At 34.7% G+C, this 15,902-nt stretch carries 16 protein-coding genes; all 16 read left to right on the top strand.

The genetic code is table 11. From position 1 onward, the window contains the following. Nucleotides 1–191 precede the first annotated feature (191 nt). The 16 genes from FLA105534_RS12095 to FLA105534_RS12020 all read left to right on the top strand — a co-directional run bounded on the left by FLA105534_RS12095 (nt 192) and on the right by FLA105534_RS12020 (nt 15,826). On the top strand, nt 192–1,472 hold the full coding sequence (locus FLA105534_RS12095; protein ID WP_173966381.1) for a hypothetical protein: 1,281 nt from the start codon (nt 192–194) through the stop codon (nt 1,470–1,472). A 300-nt stretch (nt 1,473–1,772) separates the two neighbouring features. After that, on the top strand, nt 1,773–3,173 hold the full coding sequence (locus FLA105534_RS12090) for an anthranilate synthase component I family protein (RefSeq protein WP_173966380.1): 1,401 nt from the start codon (nt 1,773–1,775) through the stop codon (nt 3,171–3,173). 119 nt (nt 3,174–3,292) lie between these two features. Next, a complete protein-coding gene (locus FLA105534_RS12085; RefSeq protein ID WP_173966379.1) occupies nt 3,293–3,742 on the top strand; it encodes a hypothetical protein in 450 nt (149 codons plus the stop codon). A gap of 82 nt (nt 3,743–3,824) precedes the next feature. Further along, a complete protein-coding gene (locus FLA105534_RS12080; protein ID WP_173966378.1) occupies nt 3,825–4,391 on the top strand; it encodes an anthranilate synthase component II in 567 nt (188 codons plus the stop codon). Nucleotides 4,392–4,478: 87 nt separating this feature from the next. Beyond that, the gene (trpD, locus tag FLA105534_RS12075) at nt 4,479–5,471 is read left to right on the top strand and encodes an anthranilate phosphoribosyltransferase (protein WP_173966377.1); all 993 of its coding nucleotides are present in this window, start codon (nt 4,479–4,481) and stop codon (nt 5,469–5,471) included. 85 nt (nt 5,472–5,556) lie between these two features. Then, on the top strand, nt 5,557–6,336 hold the full coding sequence (gene trpC / locus FLA105534_RS12070; protein ID WP_173966376.1) for an indole-3-glycerol phosphate synthase TrpC: 780 nt from the start codon (nt 5,557–5,559) through the stop codon (nt 6,334–6,336). A 107-nt stretch (nt 6,337–6,443) separates the two neighbouring features. Further along, complete coding sequence (locus FLA105534_RS12065; protein WP_173966375.1) at nt 6,444–7,106, top strand: phosphoribosylanthranilate isomerase; 663 nt, start codon at nt 6,444–6,446, stop codon at nt 7,104–7,106. Continuing rightward, the gene (gene trpB, locus FLA105534_RS12060) at nt 7,096–8,277 is read left to right on the top strand and encodes a tryptophan synthase subunit beta (protein ID WP_173966374.1); all 1,182 of its coding nucleotides are present in this window, start codon (nt 7,096–7,098) and stop codon (nt 8,275–8,277) included. The genes FLA105534_RS12065 and trpB overlap by 11 nt, the downstream gene beginning before the upstream one ends. A gap of 13 nt (nt 8,278–8,290) precedes the next feature. Continuing rightward, nucleotides 8,291–8,608, top strand: a complete 318-nt coding sequence (locus FLA105534_RS12055) for a gamma-glutamylcyclotransferase family protein (protein WP_173966373.1) — start codon at nt 8,291–8,293, stop codon at nt 8,606–8,608. Between the two features lie 12 nt (nt 8,609–8,620). Next, entirely contained in the window at nt 8,621–9,358 is a 738-nt protein-coding gene (locus tag FLA105534_RS12050; RefSeq protein ID WP_173966372.1) for a carbon-nitrogen hydrolase family protein, read from the top strand. 187 nt (nt 9,359–9,545) lie between these two features. After that, nucleotides 9,546–10,307: a tryptophan synthase subunit alpha gene (gene trpA, locus FLA105534_RS12045; RefSeq protein ID WP_173966371.1), complete on the top strand. Its 762-nt coding sequence runs from the start codon at nt 9,546–9,548 to the stop codon at nt 10,305–10,307. Nucleotides 10,308–10,401: 94 nt separating this feature from the next. Next, nucleotides 10,402–11,028 (top strand): hypothetical protein, encoded by a 627-nt coding sequence (locus FLA105534_RS12040; protein WP_173966370.1) that lies wholly within the window; start codon nt 10,402–10,404, stop codon nt 11,026–11,028. Nucleotides 11,029–11,202: 174 nt separating this feature from the next. Continuing rightward, nucleotides 11,203–11,832: a TetR/AcrR family transcriptional regulator gene (locus FLA105534_RS12035; protein ID WP_173966369.1), complete on the top strand. Its 630-nt coding sequence runs from the start codon at nt 11,203–11,205 to the stop codon at nt 11,830–11,832. Continuing rightward, on the top strand, nt 11,822–13,141 hold the full coding sequence (locus tag FLA105534_RS12030; protein WP_173966368.1) for a TolC family protein: 1,320 nt from the start codon (nt 11,822–11,824) through the stop codon (nt 13,139–13,141). The genes FLA105534_RS12035 and FLA105534_RS12030 overlap by 11 nt, the downstream gene beginning before the upstream one ends. Nucleotides 13,142–13,153: 12 nt before the next feature. After that, nucleotides 13,154–14,233, top strand: a complete 1,080-nt coding sequence (locus tag FLA105534_RS12025; RefSeq protein ID WP_173966367.1) for an HlyD family secretion protein — start codon at nt 13,154–13,156, stop codon at nt 14,231–14,233. Nucleotides 14,234–14,236: 3 nt separating this feature from the next. After that, on the top strand, nt 14,237–15,826 hold the full coding sequence (locus FLA105534_RS12020; RefSeq protein WP_173966366.1) for an MDR family MFS transporter: 1,590 nt from the start codon (nt 14,237–14,239) through the stop codon (nt 15,824–15,826). Nucleotides 15,827–15,902 lie beyond the last annotated feature (76 nt).

The raw sequence follows: 15,902 nt of genomic DNA, 5'->3' as shown, positions 1-15,902 counted from the left end.
AATTCTTATTATTATAAGAAAAACCCCAATAGTTTAACACTATTGGGGTTTATTTTTACATTTTTCCCAAACAAATAACATTCATAATATTCCCCTAACGCTTTCGTAATACCATTCAGGACTTTGATTAACATTGGCCTTCTACTTTTGAACTTATTAAAAATCAAAAACTAGAAATCAAAATCATAGTTATGAAAACAAAAATACAACTTGCAATCATCACTCTTCTAAGTTCTTTTTTCCTACAGGCACAGCAGCAGCCTAAAGGAATTTTTGGTAACTCAAACTGGATGAACAACTGGACCAATTTTAAACCTGCGAATACCGAATATAGCGAAGCTACAAACATCATAGCAGGAACCATCAATAAAGACACCAAACTTCTTAAACGCAATACATATCAATTAGTTGGAGTTGTTTATGTAACCAATAACGCCGTACTATCGATAGAACCCGGTACAGTAATAAGAGGAGATGACAAAACATGCGGAACTTTGGTTATTACCAACGGATCAAAAATTGTGGCCGAAGGTCTCGAAACAGATCCAATCGTTTTTACTTCCAACAAAGAAATTTTAGAAAGAAAACCGGGAGACTGGGGTGGAATCATCATTCTGGGAAAAGCTCCAATTAATACCTTAGGAGGAATACATGTCCTTCCTTTTGATCTGGAACCAATGTTAAACCATTACGGAGGTCAGGATGCCGAAGATAACTCGGGAATTTTAAAATATGTACGTATTGAATATTCCGGCAGAAAACTAAGCGCTGCAAAAGAACTTAACGGACTTTCGCTTGCCGGAGTAGGGAGAAAAACAATTTTAAGCAACATTCAGATTAGTTACTCCAATGATGATTCTTTCGAATGCTATGGAGGAGATTTAAATATGAACAATCTGGTTTCTTACAGGACTACCGATGACGATTTTGATTTTACCCAAGGGGCGCAAATCAACATCAACAACAGTATAGCCATTCGTCATCCCTTTTCATCAGATATTTCAGGCTCGAGATGTTTCGAAGTTGACTCTTATGACAAAATAGGAAATACCGATATGAGTAAAAAATTAACCAAAATAAATGCAAACAATATTACTCTGGTAAATTTGGAAGAAAACAATCAGGGCCTTGTGCGAGAATCGATTTATGTTAGAGAAAATAGCTTTTTTAACTTAACCAACAGTATTGTTTCCGGATTTACTCCTTTTGTTTTATTAGAAGGAAATATTGGAAACGGAGAAATCAATTTAGCCAAAATTACCTTCAAAAACTTAATCGTTAACAATTGCAATGGCGGAATTACAAGTGAAGCCGGCGGCGCAAATCCTGCAATTCAAAGTTTTTACAGCAATCCTCTTTTTGATATTAATTTTACCAAAATCAAAAACAGCGAATTGTTTGCAACGCCCAATATCAAAGGAAATCCAGACTTTAGAATGAACGTAAACAACACCATAGCTATTGGTAATTAAGACATTAAAAAAACTTATTCACAATAAAATTTAACAATTTTAATCATTTAAAAGAGTTTTTTTTTACTCTATATGTATTGTAATTCAAATTACATTTATATATTTGTGAAATCAATATAAGATATGAAATCAATAACAAACAATACTTGGTGGTGGAAGAATTTACGTCAAACGTCGTGAACAGAGCTTCCTATGGTATTGTAAACTATAAATCTAAAAGGCTTGTCATCACGACAAGCCTTTTTTTTTGATCAAAAAACAAGTAAAAAAATATAGTAAAAATTTAATACACAAAATACTTTGAAACCATTTATACTCAACACACACTACAAACAAATTCTGGCAGATACCATTACACCAGTAAGTGTTTATTTCAAAATCAGGGATAAATTCCCAAATAGTTTACTACTGGAAAGTAGTGATTATCACGGAAATGACAATAGTTTCTCTTACATCTGCTGCAACCCTATTGCAACAATTAAAATTGAAAATGAAACTATTTCAAAAACTTTTCCTGACGGAACTAAAGAACGAATTTCTATTAACGGTACAACGAATATTCCAGAAATAATTCAGGAATTCTCAAGCCAATTTCAGTCAGAGAAAAACGACTTTAAATTCATCAACAATGGTTTATTCGGATACATTTCTTACGATGCGGTTCGTTATTTTGAGAAAGTTTCGATTGCCAAAAAAGACAAGGCAACTTCAATTCCGGACGTTTTTTATGCCGTTTATCAAAACATTATTGCTATCAATCACTTTAAAAATGAAGCCTACATTTTTTGTCATAGCGTTGATGGAAGGAATAACATTTCGGAAATCGAACAATTGTTACAATCCAGAAATATTGCATCATATAAATTTACCAAAGAAGGAGATGGTTTCTCTAATTTAACCGACGAAGAATTCAAACACAATGTAGCTTTAGCCAAAAAACACTGCTTCCGTGGAGATGTTTTTCAATTGGTACTTTCACGTCGTTTTACTCAAGGTTTTAAAGGAGATGAATTCAATGTATATCGCGCTTTACGAAGTATAAACCCATCTCCATATTTATTTTTCTTTGATTATGGTGACTTCAAAATATTCGGATCTTCACCTGAGGCACAAATCATTGTAAAAAACAGAAAAGCAGAAATTCACCCTATAGCCGGAACTTTTAAAAGAACCGGAAATGACGAACAAGATGCTGTTCTGGCCAAGCAGCTTTCAGAAGATAAAAAAGAAAACAGCGAACACGTAATGTTAGTCGATTTAGCCAGGAATGATTTAAGCCGAAATGGTCATGATGTACATGTCGAAAAGTATAGAGAAGTTCAGTTTTTCTCTCACGTCATTCACCTGGTTTCTAAAGTAACAGGGCACTTACATGAAAAAGCAACAACCATGCAGGTAGTTGCGGACACTTTCCCGGCAGGAACATTAAGTGGTGCTCCAAAACACCGAGCGATGCAATTAATAGAAAATTACGAAAAAACCAATCGTAATTTTTACGGAGGCGCTATTGGTTTTATGGATTTTGAAGGCAATTTCAATCACGCTATTATGATTCGAACTTTCCTAAGTAAAAATCACCAATTGCACTGTCAGGCCGGAGCTGGAATTGTAGCAAGTTCTGACGAAGAAAGCGAAATGCAGGAAGTTTACAATAAACTTAGAGCCTTGAATACAGCCTTAGAGATGGCGGAGAAAATATAAATCATTTTGTTTCAGGTTTCAAGTTTCACTTTGTTGGTACACAAACAAAACCTGAAACAAAAAAACCTGAAACTTGAAACAAAACTAAAAAACAACCATAAACACAACCTAAAAAAACGATGAAGAACATTATTCCATTTTTGATTGCCATTGTATTATTTACTTCCTGTGAAGCTAAAAAAGAATCGAACACACTTCCTTTAAGCGGAACCTGGCGTCTGATATCAGCTGAAACCACCGAAAAAGATTCTACGTTCTCGACTTTCAATCCAAAAACAAAAATGATTAAAATTATAAATGATAACCATTTTGCTTTTTTCAATCATGATTTAAATAACGGTAAGGATTCAACAAATGCAGTTTTCTTTGGCGGAGGTGGAAAATATACTTTAAAAGACAGTATTTATACCGAAAATCTGGAATACTTCAATAACCGTCAATGGGAAAACAATAAGTTTGAGTTTGTTGTAAAAATTAAAAACGATACTCTGATTCAGAAGGGAATCGAAAAATTAGAAAAATTAGGAATCGATCGTATTATCACTGAAAAGTATGTTCGGGAAAAATAAATAAAAATCAGTTGCCAGTCTCAGTATTCAGTCACAAAAAACTTAGAATCTTAGTCACTTAGCAACTTAGAACCTCAAAAAAATGAAAAAAATATTAGTTATAGACAATTACGATAGTTTCACTTATAATTTAGTACACTATCTGGAAGATTTAAACTGTGAAGTTACGGTATATAGAAATGATGAGTTTGATATTGAAGAAATAGCATCTTTTAATAAAATATTACTTTCTCCAGGACCTGGAATTCCGGATGAAGCGGGATTGTTGAAAGCGGTAATTCAAAAATACGCTCCAACAAAGAGTATTCTAGGAGTTTGCCTAGGACAACAGGCTATTGGGGAGGTTTTTGGAGGAACGCTTTCAAACCTCGACAAAGTATATCACGGCGTTGCCACAAATGTAAAAACAGTAGTTACAGATGAGCTTTTGTTTGAAGGCTTAGGAAATGAATTTGAAGTAGGAAGATACCATTCCTGGGTAGTCAACAGCAATTTACCAGAGGCTCTTGAAGCCACTTCAGTTGATGAAAACGGACAAATCATGTCACTAAGACATAAAACATTTGATGTAAGAGGTGTTCAGTTTCATCCCGAAAGTGTTTTGACACCAAAAGGAAAACTGATTTTAGAGAATTGGATAAAGAGTTAGAAGTCGTCAGTCGCAGTCACAGTATTCAGTGGCGGTATTCAGTCACAGTGAAACCTTAGAACCTCAGAACCTTAGCAACTTAAAAAAATGAAAAACATACTAAATAAATTAATCAATCACGAAGTGCTTTCGAAGGAGGAAGCCAAAGACGTGTTGATTAACATCTCAAGCGGGGCTTACAACCCAAGTCAGATTTCGGCCTTTTTGACTGTATTTATGATGCGAAGCATTACGATTGATGAACTTTCCGGATTCCGAGAAGCTTTATTAGAATTATGCATTCGCGTCGATTTGTCAGACTACAACACCATCGATTTGTGCGGAACGGGTGGTGACGGAAAAGATACTTTCAACATTTCGACTTTAGCTTCATTCGTAGCTGCCGGAGCAGGAATAAAGGTAGCAAAACATGGAAATTATGGGGTCTCCTCTATTTCGGGATCAAGTAACGTGATGGAAAAAATGGGAATAAAATTCAGTAATGACCCTGCATTTTTAGAAAAATGTATCGATCAGGCAGGAATTTGTGTTTTACACGCTCCCCTATTTCACCCTGCTATGAAAAACGTTGGGCCAATCAGAAAAGAGCTGGCCGTAAAAACATTTTTTAACATGTTAGGGCCAATGGTAAACCCATCGTTTCCTAAAAATCAACTGGTTGGTGTTTTCAATTTAGAATTAGCCCGAATGTATGCTTATTTATATCAAAACACAGATGTTAATTTTACCATCCTGCATTCACTTGACGGTTACGATGAAATCTCGTTAACCGGTCCAACAAAAATCATTACAAGCGATATGGAAGGCATGCTGAAACCGGAGGATTTCAACGTTCGTCTTTTATCTCAAAGAGAAATTGAGGGAGGAAGAACCATCGAAGAATCAGCGGATATGTTTGTCAGCATTATTTCCGGAAAAGGAAGTGAGGCTCAGAATAATGTGGTTTGTGCAAATGCCGCAATGGCCATTTCAACCGTAACCAAATGCTCTCCTCAGGAAGGTTTTAAGCAGGCCAAAGAAAGTTTGTTTTCCGGGAAAGGACATCAAGTACTTAAAAAATTACAAGAACTAAGTAAGTAAAAAATAGTTTCAAGTCTTTTTTGTTTCAGGTTTCAAGTTGTTGAAACCGGGAACTTGAAACTTGAAACCTGAAACAAATAAAACAATGAACATTCTAGATAAAATAATAATTGATAAAAAACGAGAAGTCGTTCTCAAAAAATCCATTATTCCAGTTTCGCAATTGGAAGCTTCTGTGTTTTTTGAAAAACAAACCATTTCTTTAAGTCAAAAATTAAGGACAAGTTCGACAGGAATTATTGCCGAACACAAACGTCGCTCTCCTTCAAAAGCTGTAATTAATCAAAATTTTACAGTTGAAGAAGTTGTTAAAGGATATGAAAATGCCGGAGCCTGCGGGATTTCGGTTTTAACAGACGGAAAATATTTCGGAGGTTCTTTAGACGATTTACTTTTAGCAAGAGCTAGTGTAAATATTCCGCTTTTGCGAAAAGAATTTATCGTTAATGAATATCAGATTTTAGAAGCCAAAGCCTATGGAGCGGATCTAATCCTTCTTATTGCAGCGGTTTTAACCCGCGAAGAAATCAAATCCTTATCAGAATTTGCAAAACAATTAGGTTTAGAAGTTTTGCTGGAAGTACACAATCAGGAAGAATTAGAAAAATCTATCATGCCAAGTTTAGATATGATTGGTGTGAATAACAGAAACCTGAAAACCTTCGAAGTAAGTCTGGATTTCAGCAAAGAACTGGCTTCTCAGATTCCGAATGATTTTGTTAAAGTTTCAGAAAGCGGAATTTCATCTGTTGAAGCCATTTCAGAATTAAGACCTTATGGTTACAGTGGTTTTTTGATAGGAGAAAACTTCATGAAAACAACGAATGCCGGGCAGGCAGCAACTGAATTTATTAAACGGCTGTAAGCTTTAGGCTATAAGCCGTAAGCCTAAAGCTTATTGCTTAAACTCTAACCAATCGATAAAAAATAATACGGCATAAAGCAAAAGCTTATAGCATAAAAATAAAAAAAATGAAACTAAAAATCTGCGGTATGAAATATCCCGACAATATACTCGAGACAGGAGCGCTCCTACCCGACTATATGGGATTTATTTTCTGGGAAAAATCCGTTCGCTATTTTGACGGAACAATTCCGGAACTGATTCATACCATAAAAAAGACAGGCGTTTTTGTGGATGAAACTGTTGATAATATTATATCAAAAGCAGACAAATATCATTTACAAGCGGTTCAGTTACATGGAAAAGAATCTGTTGAATTTTGTCAGGAATTAAAAGCTAAAATTGATGCCAAAATTGATGTTACCATCGAAATCATAAAAACATTCTCTATTGATGAAAATTTTGATTTTAAAGTCTTAGCACCTTTTGAAAGTGTATGTGATTACTTTTTGTTCGATACAAAAGGAAAATTACCCGGTGGAAACGGGACTACTTTTGACTGGAAAATTTTAGAAAATTACAAATCTGAGAAACCGATTTTCTTAAGCGGTGGTATTGGAATTGAAGAAATCCCTGCGATAAAAAACCTCAAAATCCCTGTTTACGCTATTGATGTAAACAGTAAATTTGAGACAGAGCCTGGATTGAAAAATATAAGTCTATTAAGAAAGTTTCGGAAAAATCTAAAACCTGCAACTTTAAACCCTAAACAACTATACAATGAACTATAATGTTAACGAAAAAGGATATTACGGAGAATTTGGAGGGGCTTACATTCCCGAAATGTTATATCCGAATGTCGAAGAATTGCGTCAGAATTACTTAAAAATAACAAGCGAACCTGATTTTAAGGCAGAGTTTGATCAATTACTAAAAGATTACGTAGGCCGTCCCAGTCCACTTTATTTCGCCAAGCGTTTATCTGAAAAATATAATGCAAAAGTTTATCTGAAAAGAGAGGATTTAAATCACACCGGAGCACATAAAGTCAACAATACGATTGGACAAATTTTAGTTGCAAAACGTCTGGGTAAAAAAAGAATCATTGCCGAAACGGGCGCAGGTCAGCATGGTGTGGCAACCGCTACAGTATGTGCTTTAATGGGATTGGAATGTATTGTATATATGGGTGAAATTGACATTGCACGTCAGGCACCAAACGTAGCACGTATGAAAATGTTAGGTGCCGAAGTTCGTCCCGCACTTTCAGGTTCCAAAACTTTAAAAGATGCTACCAATGAGGCGATTCGTGACTGGATTAACAATCCGGTAGATACCCATTACATTATTGGTTCAGCAATTGGACCACATCCTTACCCAGATATGGTAACCCGTTTTCAAAGTGTTATTTCAGAAGAAATCAAATGGCAGTTAAAAGAAAAAGAAGGACGTGAAAACCCGGATTATGTTGTTGCTTGTATTGGTGGCGGAAGTAATGCGGCCGGAACCTATTACCACTTTCTACACGAACCTGAAGTCGGAATCATCGCGGTAGAAGCAGCTGGAAAAGGGGTCGATAGTGGTCACAGTGCTGCAACCAGTAAATTAGGAAAAGTGGGGGTTATTCATGGTTGTAAAACTCTTTTAATGCAAACTCCTGACGGACAAATCACTGAACCATATTCAATTTCTGCGGGTCTTGATTATCCGGGAGTTGGCCCTATGCATGCACATCTGGCACACACAGGTCGTGGAGAATTCTTTTCTGTTACGGATGATGATGCGATGAATGCTGGTTTACAGCTTACCAAATTAGAAGGAATTATTCCGGCAATCGAAAGCGCACATGCCTTTGCTGTTTTAGATCAGAAGAAATTCAAACCAACGGATATTGTGGTGATCAGTCTTTCCGGTCGTGGAGACAAGGATTTAGACAATTATATCGAGTATTTTAAATTGTAATACAGTAGCAACCATGGAAAAGTTATTCTCTTACGGAACATTACGATCGAAAGAAATTCAGATGCGACTCTTTAATAAATTATTAACTGGTACTCCGGATCAGCTGCTGGGTCACAAACTAAAAAGCCTGCAAATAGAGGAAGAATTTGGAATGGCAGATTATGTTGTAGTTGTACCAACGGAAGCCCCTTCGGACCCTATACACGGTGTTGTTTTCAACATTTCGAGTACTGATTTGGCTAAAGTAGATCTATTCGAATCTAATGCGTATAAAAGAATTCAGGTAACCTTGAAATCCGGAGTAGTTGCCTGGATTTACATCGAAAACTAATAATCGCAAAGAATGATTCTAGCAGCAGCACAAACAAAACCATTACGGGGAGATATTGATTCAAACCTATTAGAGCATTATCGCCTTGTAGATCTGGCCGTTCAAAATGGGGCACAATTAATTGCCTTTCCTGAAATGTCGATCACAGGTTACGAAAGAGAATTTGCTCAAAAACTGGCTTTTAATGCAGACGATTCAAGATTGGATCATTTAAAAAAATTAGCCGTCGAAAATAATATTGTTATCATTGCCGGCGCACCAATTCAGATCGCATCAGAATTATTTATTGGAGAATTTATTATTGCCCCGGACAACTCTGTTTCTATATATACGAAGCAATTTTTGCATGAAGGGGAAGATCAGTTTTTTCAGTCTTCTTTCGATTTTAATCCAATGCTTACTATCGAAAACAAGAAGATTTACTTTGCTATTTGTGCTGATATTGACAATCCGCTGCATCCCGAAAATGCGTGTAAAAGAGGGGCTGATATTTATATTGCCAGTATTTTCTTTTCACCAAACGGAATTCCAAGTGCTTATCGCGATTTACAAGCTTACGCTCAGAAATATCAAATGAATGTTCTAATGTCTAATTTTAGCGGTGAATCATGGGGATCTCCATCAGCAGGACAAAGCGCATTTTGGAATAACAAAGGAGAATTAATTACGCAAATGAATGATTCAGATTCTGGATTATTATTGTTAGAAAATCAAAATGATATTTGGAAAAGTAAGATTATAAAAAAATAATGCTACAGATTTCAAGGACTAAAAAAGATCTAATCATAAAGTAGTTTAAAAAATCTGTGCAAATCGGCTTAAATCACTCAAAATCTGCGTGAAATACAATCAACAAAAATCCAATAATCTATAGTAAGATAAAATTTAAACCTATCTAAGAGACTTTCAAAATCTATTAGAAGAAAAAGTAAAAACAATGAACAGAATAACTCAAAAATTACAAGAAGATAAAAAGATTCTTTCTATTTATTTCTCAGCCGGATATCCGAACTTAAATGACACCGTTCAAATCATTCAGGATTTAGAAAAAAATGGTGTCGATTTAATCGAAATTGGTTTGCCTTTTAGTGATCCTTTAGCCGATGGCCCAACCATTCAGGCAAGTTCTACTCAGGCACTTCACAATGGAATGACTACTCAAATTCTTTTTGACCAGTTGAAGGACATCCGCGAAAGCGTAAAAATTCCGTTGATTATAATGGGATATTTCAATCCGATGCTGCAATACGGAATCGAAGAATTTTGTAAAAAATGTGCCGAAATTGGTATCGACGGGTTAATTATTCCAGATTTACCGGTAGATGTTTACGCAGACCAATACAAAGCGATTTTCGAAAAATACGGCTTAATCAATGTCTTCTTGATTACCCCACAAACTTCAGACGAGCGCATTCGTTTTATTGACAGTGTTTCAAATGGCTTCATCTATATGGTAAGTTCTGCAAGTGTCACAGGTTCTCAGGCAGGTTTTGGAAATATTCAGGAAAGCTATTTCGAAAGAATTGCCCAAATGGATCTTAAAAACCCACAAATTATTGGTTTTGGAATTTCAAATAAAGAAACATTCGATCAGGCTACTAAATTTGCAAAAGGGGCTATTATCGGAAGTGCTTTTATCAAACATCTGAGTGAAAACGGAAGCAAGAAAATTGAAGAATTTGTTGGGGAAATTAGATAATTAAAAGATGAAAGTTTTTAAATCTTTATTATATCCTTTTATTCTATTAATTTTCATAAGCTGTGACAGGAGTTGGCATTTATCTGAGTTATATATGCAAAAGATAGAAAATTCTTCAAAAGTCATCTATAAATATGATGCTTGGGGAGGTCGAGATTCTCATATTTTTGGTTATGCTATTCTAGATTCAACAGATGTATTTGATATCGATAATGTCAAACCATTACCTTTTCAATATTTTGAAAGCATTCCAACAAAACGAAATATTTTCGGTGTTATTTGTAAAAAACTTGATGATCAAGAAGTTTCAAACAAAATCTTTTTTCCTTTAGAAATTAAAGTTGATGAAGAAAATGGGATTAAAATCAAAACTAAAATTTTTCAAAATGATGGTTTTACAAGTAGAAATCAAGGTTATAAAAGATATAAATTTGAAACATTTAAAGAATCTCAGGACAGTATTTTCTTTTATAATTTAAATGATGTTAAAAGTTTAGAACCTGAGCATTTAGATATTTTAAAATTAAAAAAAACAAATATTTTTATCGGGACGACAAGTCCAAATGTAATTTCCACAATATCAATTGAAGATTTAAAACTATCACCAAAAAATGAGATTATTTCTAATATTCGATATGAACTAACTCCTAAGAATAAAACCGATATTAGATTATTTTCTAATACTGGAATTTTTAAAGCAGTGAAATTACCCAAAGATTAATTTTCAACAAAAGCCTGAAAGACCTTATTTTTTCAGGCTTTTTTTATTCCCAAACATCAAATTTAGTGGCAAAATTGTCGAAATCGCTTTGTGTTAATATTTTGTTAAAACAAAATTAAACAAACGTTTAATTTAAACGCTTGTTTAATTTTGTACCCGATTAGAAACAATACCATGTCAAACTTCGAATTAAACGATAAAAAAATTCAGATTCTTGAGGTTGCCGAAAAGCTATTCTCTGAAAAAGGATTTGAAGGTACATCGATACGGGATATCTCAAAACATGCCAAGATTAACATTGCCATGGTTTCGTATTACTTTGGTTCAAAAGAAAGATTACTTGAAGCCTTAATCATTTACAAGACTTCTGATTTAAAGTTAAAGCTCGAAAATTTATTACAGGAAAACTTAGAACCTGTTGAAAAAGTCAATAAATTAATCGAAATTTACATTCAGAGAATCAGCTGTAACAAAGGGATTTTCAGGGTCTTACATTTTGAAATAAACGCAAAAAAAAGAGAAAAAAGTTTTATTGCCTTCACAGAACTTAAAAAAGGAAATTTAAAATCTGTTGAAAGTATTATTAAACAAGGTCAGGAAAAAGGAGTTTTCAGAAAAGATGTTGTCATTCCGCTCATCACTCCAACAATTATCGGAACCTTTTTTCATTTTCACATGAACAAACCTTTCTTTGAAGAATTATTGAACTTAAATACCGAAGAATTGTACAATAATTATATAAAAACCAGTCTTACAAAGCACATTCAACAAACTATAAAAGCTCTTCTTGTTTATGAAAATTAATCAATTAATGCTCTTTGGGATTTTCTTTATCGGAATTTCATCAATTGAAGCACAAGAAAAAACAAGTTTAACCTTAGGCGAGGCCGTTAAAATGGCTTGGGAAAAAAGTAACGAAGTTACGCTTGCCAATACTAAGGTAAACACGAAAAAATACGAATTAAAAACCGTAAAAGACAATCAATACCCGGATATTAAAATTTCTGGTCAATACCAACGCCTTACAAAAGCGTCGATTAGTATGCCAAATCAAGGCGAAAATGCATCTTTGGCATCTCCGGACAGAGCAATGTTTGGAATGGCAAATTTAAGTCTGCCTTTATTTGCAGGATTCAAGATTCAAAATAGTATTGATGCTTACGATAATTTATACGAAGCAGAAAATGCTACTGCCGCAAAAACAAAAGAGGATGTTGCTTTAAGAGTAATTACCTATTACACTGCTTTGTATAAAGCTCAAAAAACACTGGATGTTTTAAATGAAAATCAAAAAAGCGCGAAACAACGTGTTACTGATTTTACAGAACTGGAAAAAAATGGAATTATTCCCAGAAATGATTTATTAAAGTCTCAATTATTAGTTTCAAAAACACAATTATCTATTGATGAAGCGACTAACAATCTTAACAATATCAATTTCTATCTAACCACTTTATTAAAATTAGATCCTAATACTAAACTTCAGGTGAATGAAAATGATTTTTTCAACTTAAAAACAAGCAACGCGCCAACATCAGACGCAGTAGCTCTTGAAAACAGAAAAGATCTGGAAGCAATTCGTTTACAGCAAAAGGCTTCTGAATCAAATATCAAAGTAGCAAAAGCAGCATACTATCCTACATTAGCCTTACTTGGCGGTTATACAGCTCTGGACTTAAAAGACATTATAACTGTAAGATATGCCATGAACTTTGGATTAGGTTTAACTTATGACTTATCCGGAATTTACAAAAACAGTGCTCATGTACGAGTAGCTGAAAGCAAAGCTCTGGAAGTTAAAAATAGTGAGGCTGTAATGACGGATCGTATTAAAGTTGAAGTTCAAAAATCTATTGAAGACTATGATTTGGCTATAAATCAAAGTGTAGTTTATGATGAAGCACTTCAACAGGCAAGTGAAAATTACAGACTTGTAAAAGATAAGTTTGACAATGGCTTATCAGACACTAATGATTTGGTTGAGGCAGACGTTGAACAATTAAGCGCCAAAATCAATACTGCTGTATCTAAAGCTACAATAATTCAAAAATATTACGAATTACTTTCAGTATCAGGACAATTATCACAATCATTCAATCTTTCTAAAATATAATCGATACCTCTCATGGAAAAGAAAAAAACAAATACTAAATTCATCATCATACTAACCGTTTTGGTTTTAGTGGGCGGAACATACGGAATCACAAAATACTTACACTCACAAGCTCACGAAGAAACGGATGATGCTCAAATCGAGAAAAAAATGAATCCAATTATTCCTAGAGTATCTGGATATATTAGTAAAGTATATGTGAAAGATAACGACTTTGTAAAAAAAGGAGATACTTTATTTACGATTGACAAAAGAGATTACCAGTTAAAAATCGACGAAGCAAATGCCGCATTATTAGGTGCTGAAGGTCAATACGAAGCTGCAAAAGCTGATATTGGAAGCGCTAATGCAAGTATCTCAGTTTCTGATGCGCAAATGAAATCTGCAACAGGTTCTATAGAAAGTGCAAAAATTAGATTAAGACAAATCACGAACGATTACAACCGTTACAATAATTTGTACAAAACTCATACGATTACAAAACAACAATATGAGCAGGCTTTATCTGCAAAAGAAGAAGCTGAAAACCAGGTACGTGTTTTACAAGATCAACAAAAAGCAAGTTCTTACCAAAAATCAGTAATTCAATCGAAATCAAAAGTTTCAGACAAACAAACTGAAGTAGCTGCTGCCAATATCAAAAAAGCAAAAACAATGTTAGATGTAGCGCATTTAAATCTTAGCTATACTGTTGTAACTGCGGCAATTGACGGTCAGGTTTCTAAAGTAGACATTCAACCTGGACAATTGGTTCAACCTGGACAATCTTTATTTTACATCATCAATAACAATGAAGCTTGGGTTGTTGCTAACTTTAAAGAAACTCAATTAAACAAAATGGTTATTGGACAAAAAGTTAGCTTAAAAGTTGACGCTTATCCAAATTACGAATTCAAAGGTACTGTAACCTCTTTTTCGCCAGCAACAGGATCTCGTTTCTCCTTATTACCTCCTGACAATGCAACAGGTAACTTCGTAAAAACAATTCAAAGATTACCGGTAAAAATTAGTTTAGACGAATCTAACGATCCGGAGAAAGTAAAATTACTAAGACCAGGAATGAATGTTGATGTAGATGTACATTTAAAATAAAATATGGCAACAGCAGTACAAGCAGATGACGATTTAGTAGAATACGGTTTTAGACGTGTGATCATTACGATTACTGCAGTACTTTGTGCACTGTTAGAAATTGTAGATACCACTATCGTAAACGTAGCACTAACAGACATGCGAGGTAGCCTTGGTGCTACTTTAACTGATGTGGCTTGGGTAATTACGGCATACGCGATTGCGAATGTAATTGTAATTCCGATGACGAGCTGGCTATCGCAACAATTTGGAAGACGTAATTATTTTGTGGCCTCTATCATATTATTTACGGTTTGTTCCTTCTTATGTGGTAATGCCAGTAATATATGGGAACTAGTTGCCTTTAGGTTTGTTCAGGGTATGGGCGGAGGAGCTTTATTAGTTACTGCCCAAACTATTATTACCGAAAGTTATCCCATCGCAAAACGTGGAATGGCTCAGGCGATTTACGGAATGGGAGTAATTGTAGGTCCAACCTTAGGTCCGCCATTAGGAGGATACCTGGTAGATAACTACTCATGGCCTTACATTTTTTATATTAATATTCCATTGGGAATTATAGCTACTATTTTGGCGCTAACTTTCGTAAGAAGTCCAAAATATGGAGAAAAATTAAAAGCCAATCAAGTAGATTGGTGGGGAATTATATTACTTGCTGCCTTTATCGGATCTCTACAATTTGTTTTGGAGCACGGGCAACAAGACGATTGGTTTAACGATTCGACTATTGTAACTTTAAGTGTGGTTACGGTACTTGGATTAATTTTATTTGTCTGGAGAGAGCTTACTTATAAACACCCAATCGTAAACCTAAGTGTTCTTAAGGATGGAAATCTTAGAATTGGAACTGTAATGTGTTTCATTCTTGGTTTTGGTCTGTACGGTTCTACCTTAATTATTCCGATATACACGCAATCTATCCTAGGATGGACCGCAACAGATGCCGGATTATTATTGATTCCGGGATCTATTACCACAGCAATCATGATGCCTTTTGTGGGGAATATGATTCAGAGAGGGGTTCCTCAGGGATATATGGTGGGAGTAGGATTCCTGGTTTTCTTTTTCTTCACCTATATGATGCAGACCCGAATGACTCCGGATACTGGTGTTGAACACATGTATTGGCCATTGATTTTAAGAGGTATTGGTTTGGGACTACTTTTTGTACCTATTACCACACTATCACTTTCTACCTTAAAAGGAAAACATATTGGTGAAGGAGCTGCTTTTACCGGAATGATGCGACAATTAGGAGGTTCTTTTGGTATTGCAATTATTACCACTTTTATCACCCGTTTGAGTCAGGAACACAGAGTTAACTTACTAACCAATTTAGATCCTGCAAAATACGACGTACAACAACGTATTGCAGGAATGCAAAGAGCTTTTATGTCTAAAGGATATTCAGCCGATGTTGCACTGAAAAAAGCCTATCAGGCTCTGGAATATTCTGTAATGAAACAAAGTACGGTAATGGCATATATGGATATTTTCATGTATCTCGGCATCATGTTCTTATGCTGCATACCAATTATTCTTTTAATCAAAAAAGGAAAAAACAAGATTAATCCTGCTGATGCAATGCATTAATAATAATTGATTTATAATACGCAAAACGCCGAATTCGATTTTGAATTCGGCGTTTATTTTTTGTTCCTATTTGCAT

It is taken from the genome of Flavobacterium collinsii (assembly GCF_902804485.1).
GTDB lineage: Bacteria > Bacteroidota > Bacteroidia > Flavobacteriales > Flavobacteriaceae > Flavobacterium > Flavobacterium collinsii.
The sequence above is the reverse complement of the archived record's forward strand: the minus strand, read 5'-3'. Positions and strand labels throughout refer to the sequence as shown.

Coding starts and splice junctions, on each gene's coding strand:
- FLA105534_RS12095 (WP_173966381.1), top strand. CDS start 192: ATGAAAACAAAAATACAACTTGCAATCATCACTCTTCTAAGTTCTTTT.
- FLA105534_RS12085 (WP_173966379.1), top strand. CDS start 3,293: ATGAAGAACATTATTCCATTTTTGATTGCCATTGTATTATTTACTTCC.
- FLA105534_RS12080 (WP_173966378.1), top strand. CDS start 3,825: ATGAAAAAAATATTAGTTATAGACAATTACGATAGTTTCACTTATAAT.
- trpD (WP_173966377.1), top strand. CDS start 4,479: ATGAAAAACATACTAAATAAATTAATCAATCACGAAGTGCTTTCGAAG.
- trpC (WP_173966376.1), top strand. CDS start 5,557: ATGAACATTCTAGATAAAATAATAATTGATAAAAAACGAGAAGTCGTT.
- FLA105534_RS12065 (WP_173966375.1), top strand. CDS start 6,444: ATGAAACTAAAAATCTGCGGTATGAAATATCCCGACAATATACTCGAG.
- trpB (WP_173966374.1), top strand. CDS start 7,096: ATGAACTATAATGTTAACGAAAAAGGATATTACGGAGAATTTGGAGGG.
- FLA105534_RS12055 (WP_173966373.1), top strand. CDS start 8,291: ATGGAAAAGTTATTCTCTTACGGAACATTACGATCGAAAGAAATTCAG.
- FLA105534_RS12050 (WP_173966372.1), top strand. CDS start 8,621: ATGATTCTAGCAGCAGCACAAACAAAACCATTACGGGGAGATATTGAT.
- trpA (WP_173966371.1), top strand. CDS start 9,546: ATGAACAGAATAACTCAAAAATTACAAGAAGATAAAAAGATTCTTTCT.
- FLA105534_RS12040 (WP_173966370.1), top strand. CDS start 10,402: ATGCAAAAGATAGAAAATTCTTCAAAAGTCATCTATAAATATGATGCT.
- FLA105534_RS12035 (WP_173966369.1), top strand. CDS start 11,203: ATGTCAAACTTCGAATTAAACGATAAAAAAATTCAGATTCTTGAGGTT.
- FLA105534_RS12030 (WP_173966368.1), top strand. CDS start 11,822: ATGAAAATTAATCAATTAATGCTCTTTGGGATTTTCTTTATCGGAATT.
- FLA105534_RS12025 (WP_173966367.1), top strand. CDS start 13,154: ATGGAAAAGAAAAAAACAAATACTAAATTCATCATCATACTAACCGTT.
- FLA105534_RS12020 (WP_173966366.1), top strand. CDS start 14,237: ATGGCAACAGCAGTACAAGCAGATGACGATTTAGTAGAATACGGTTTT.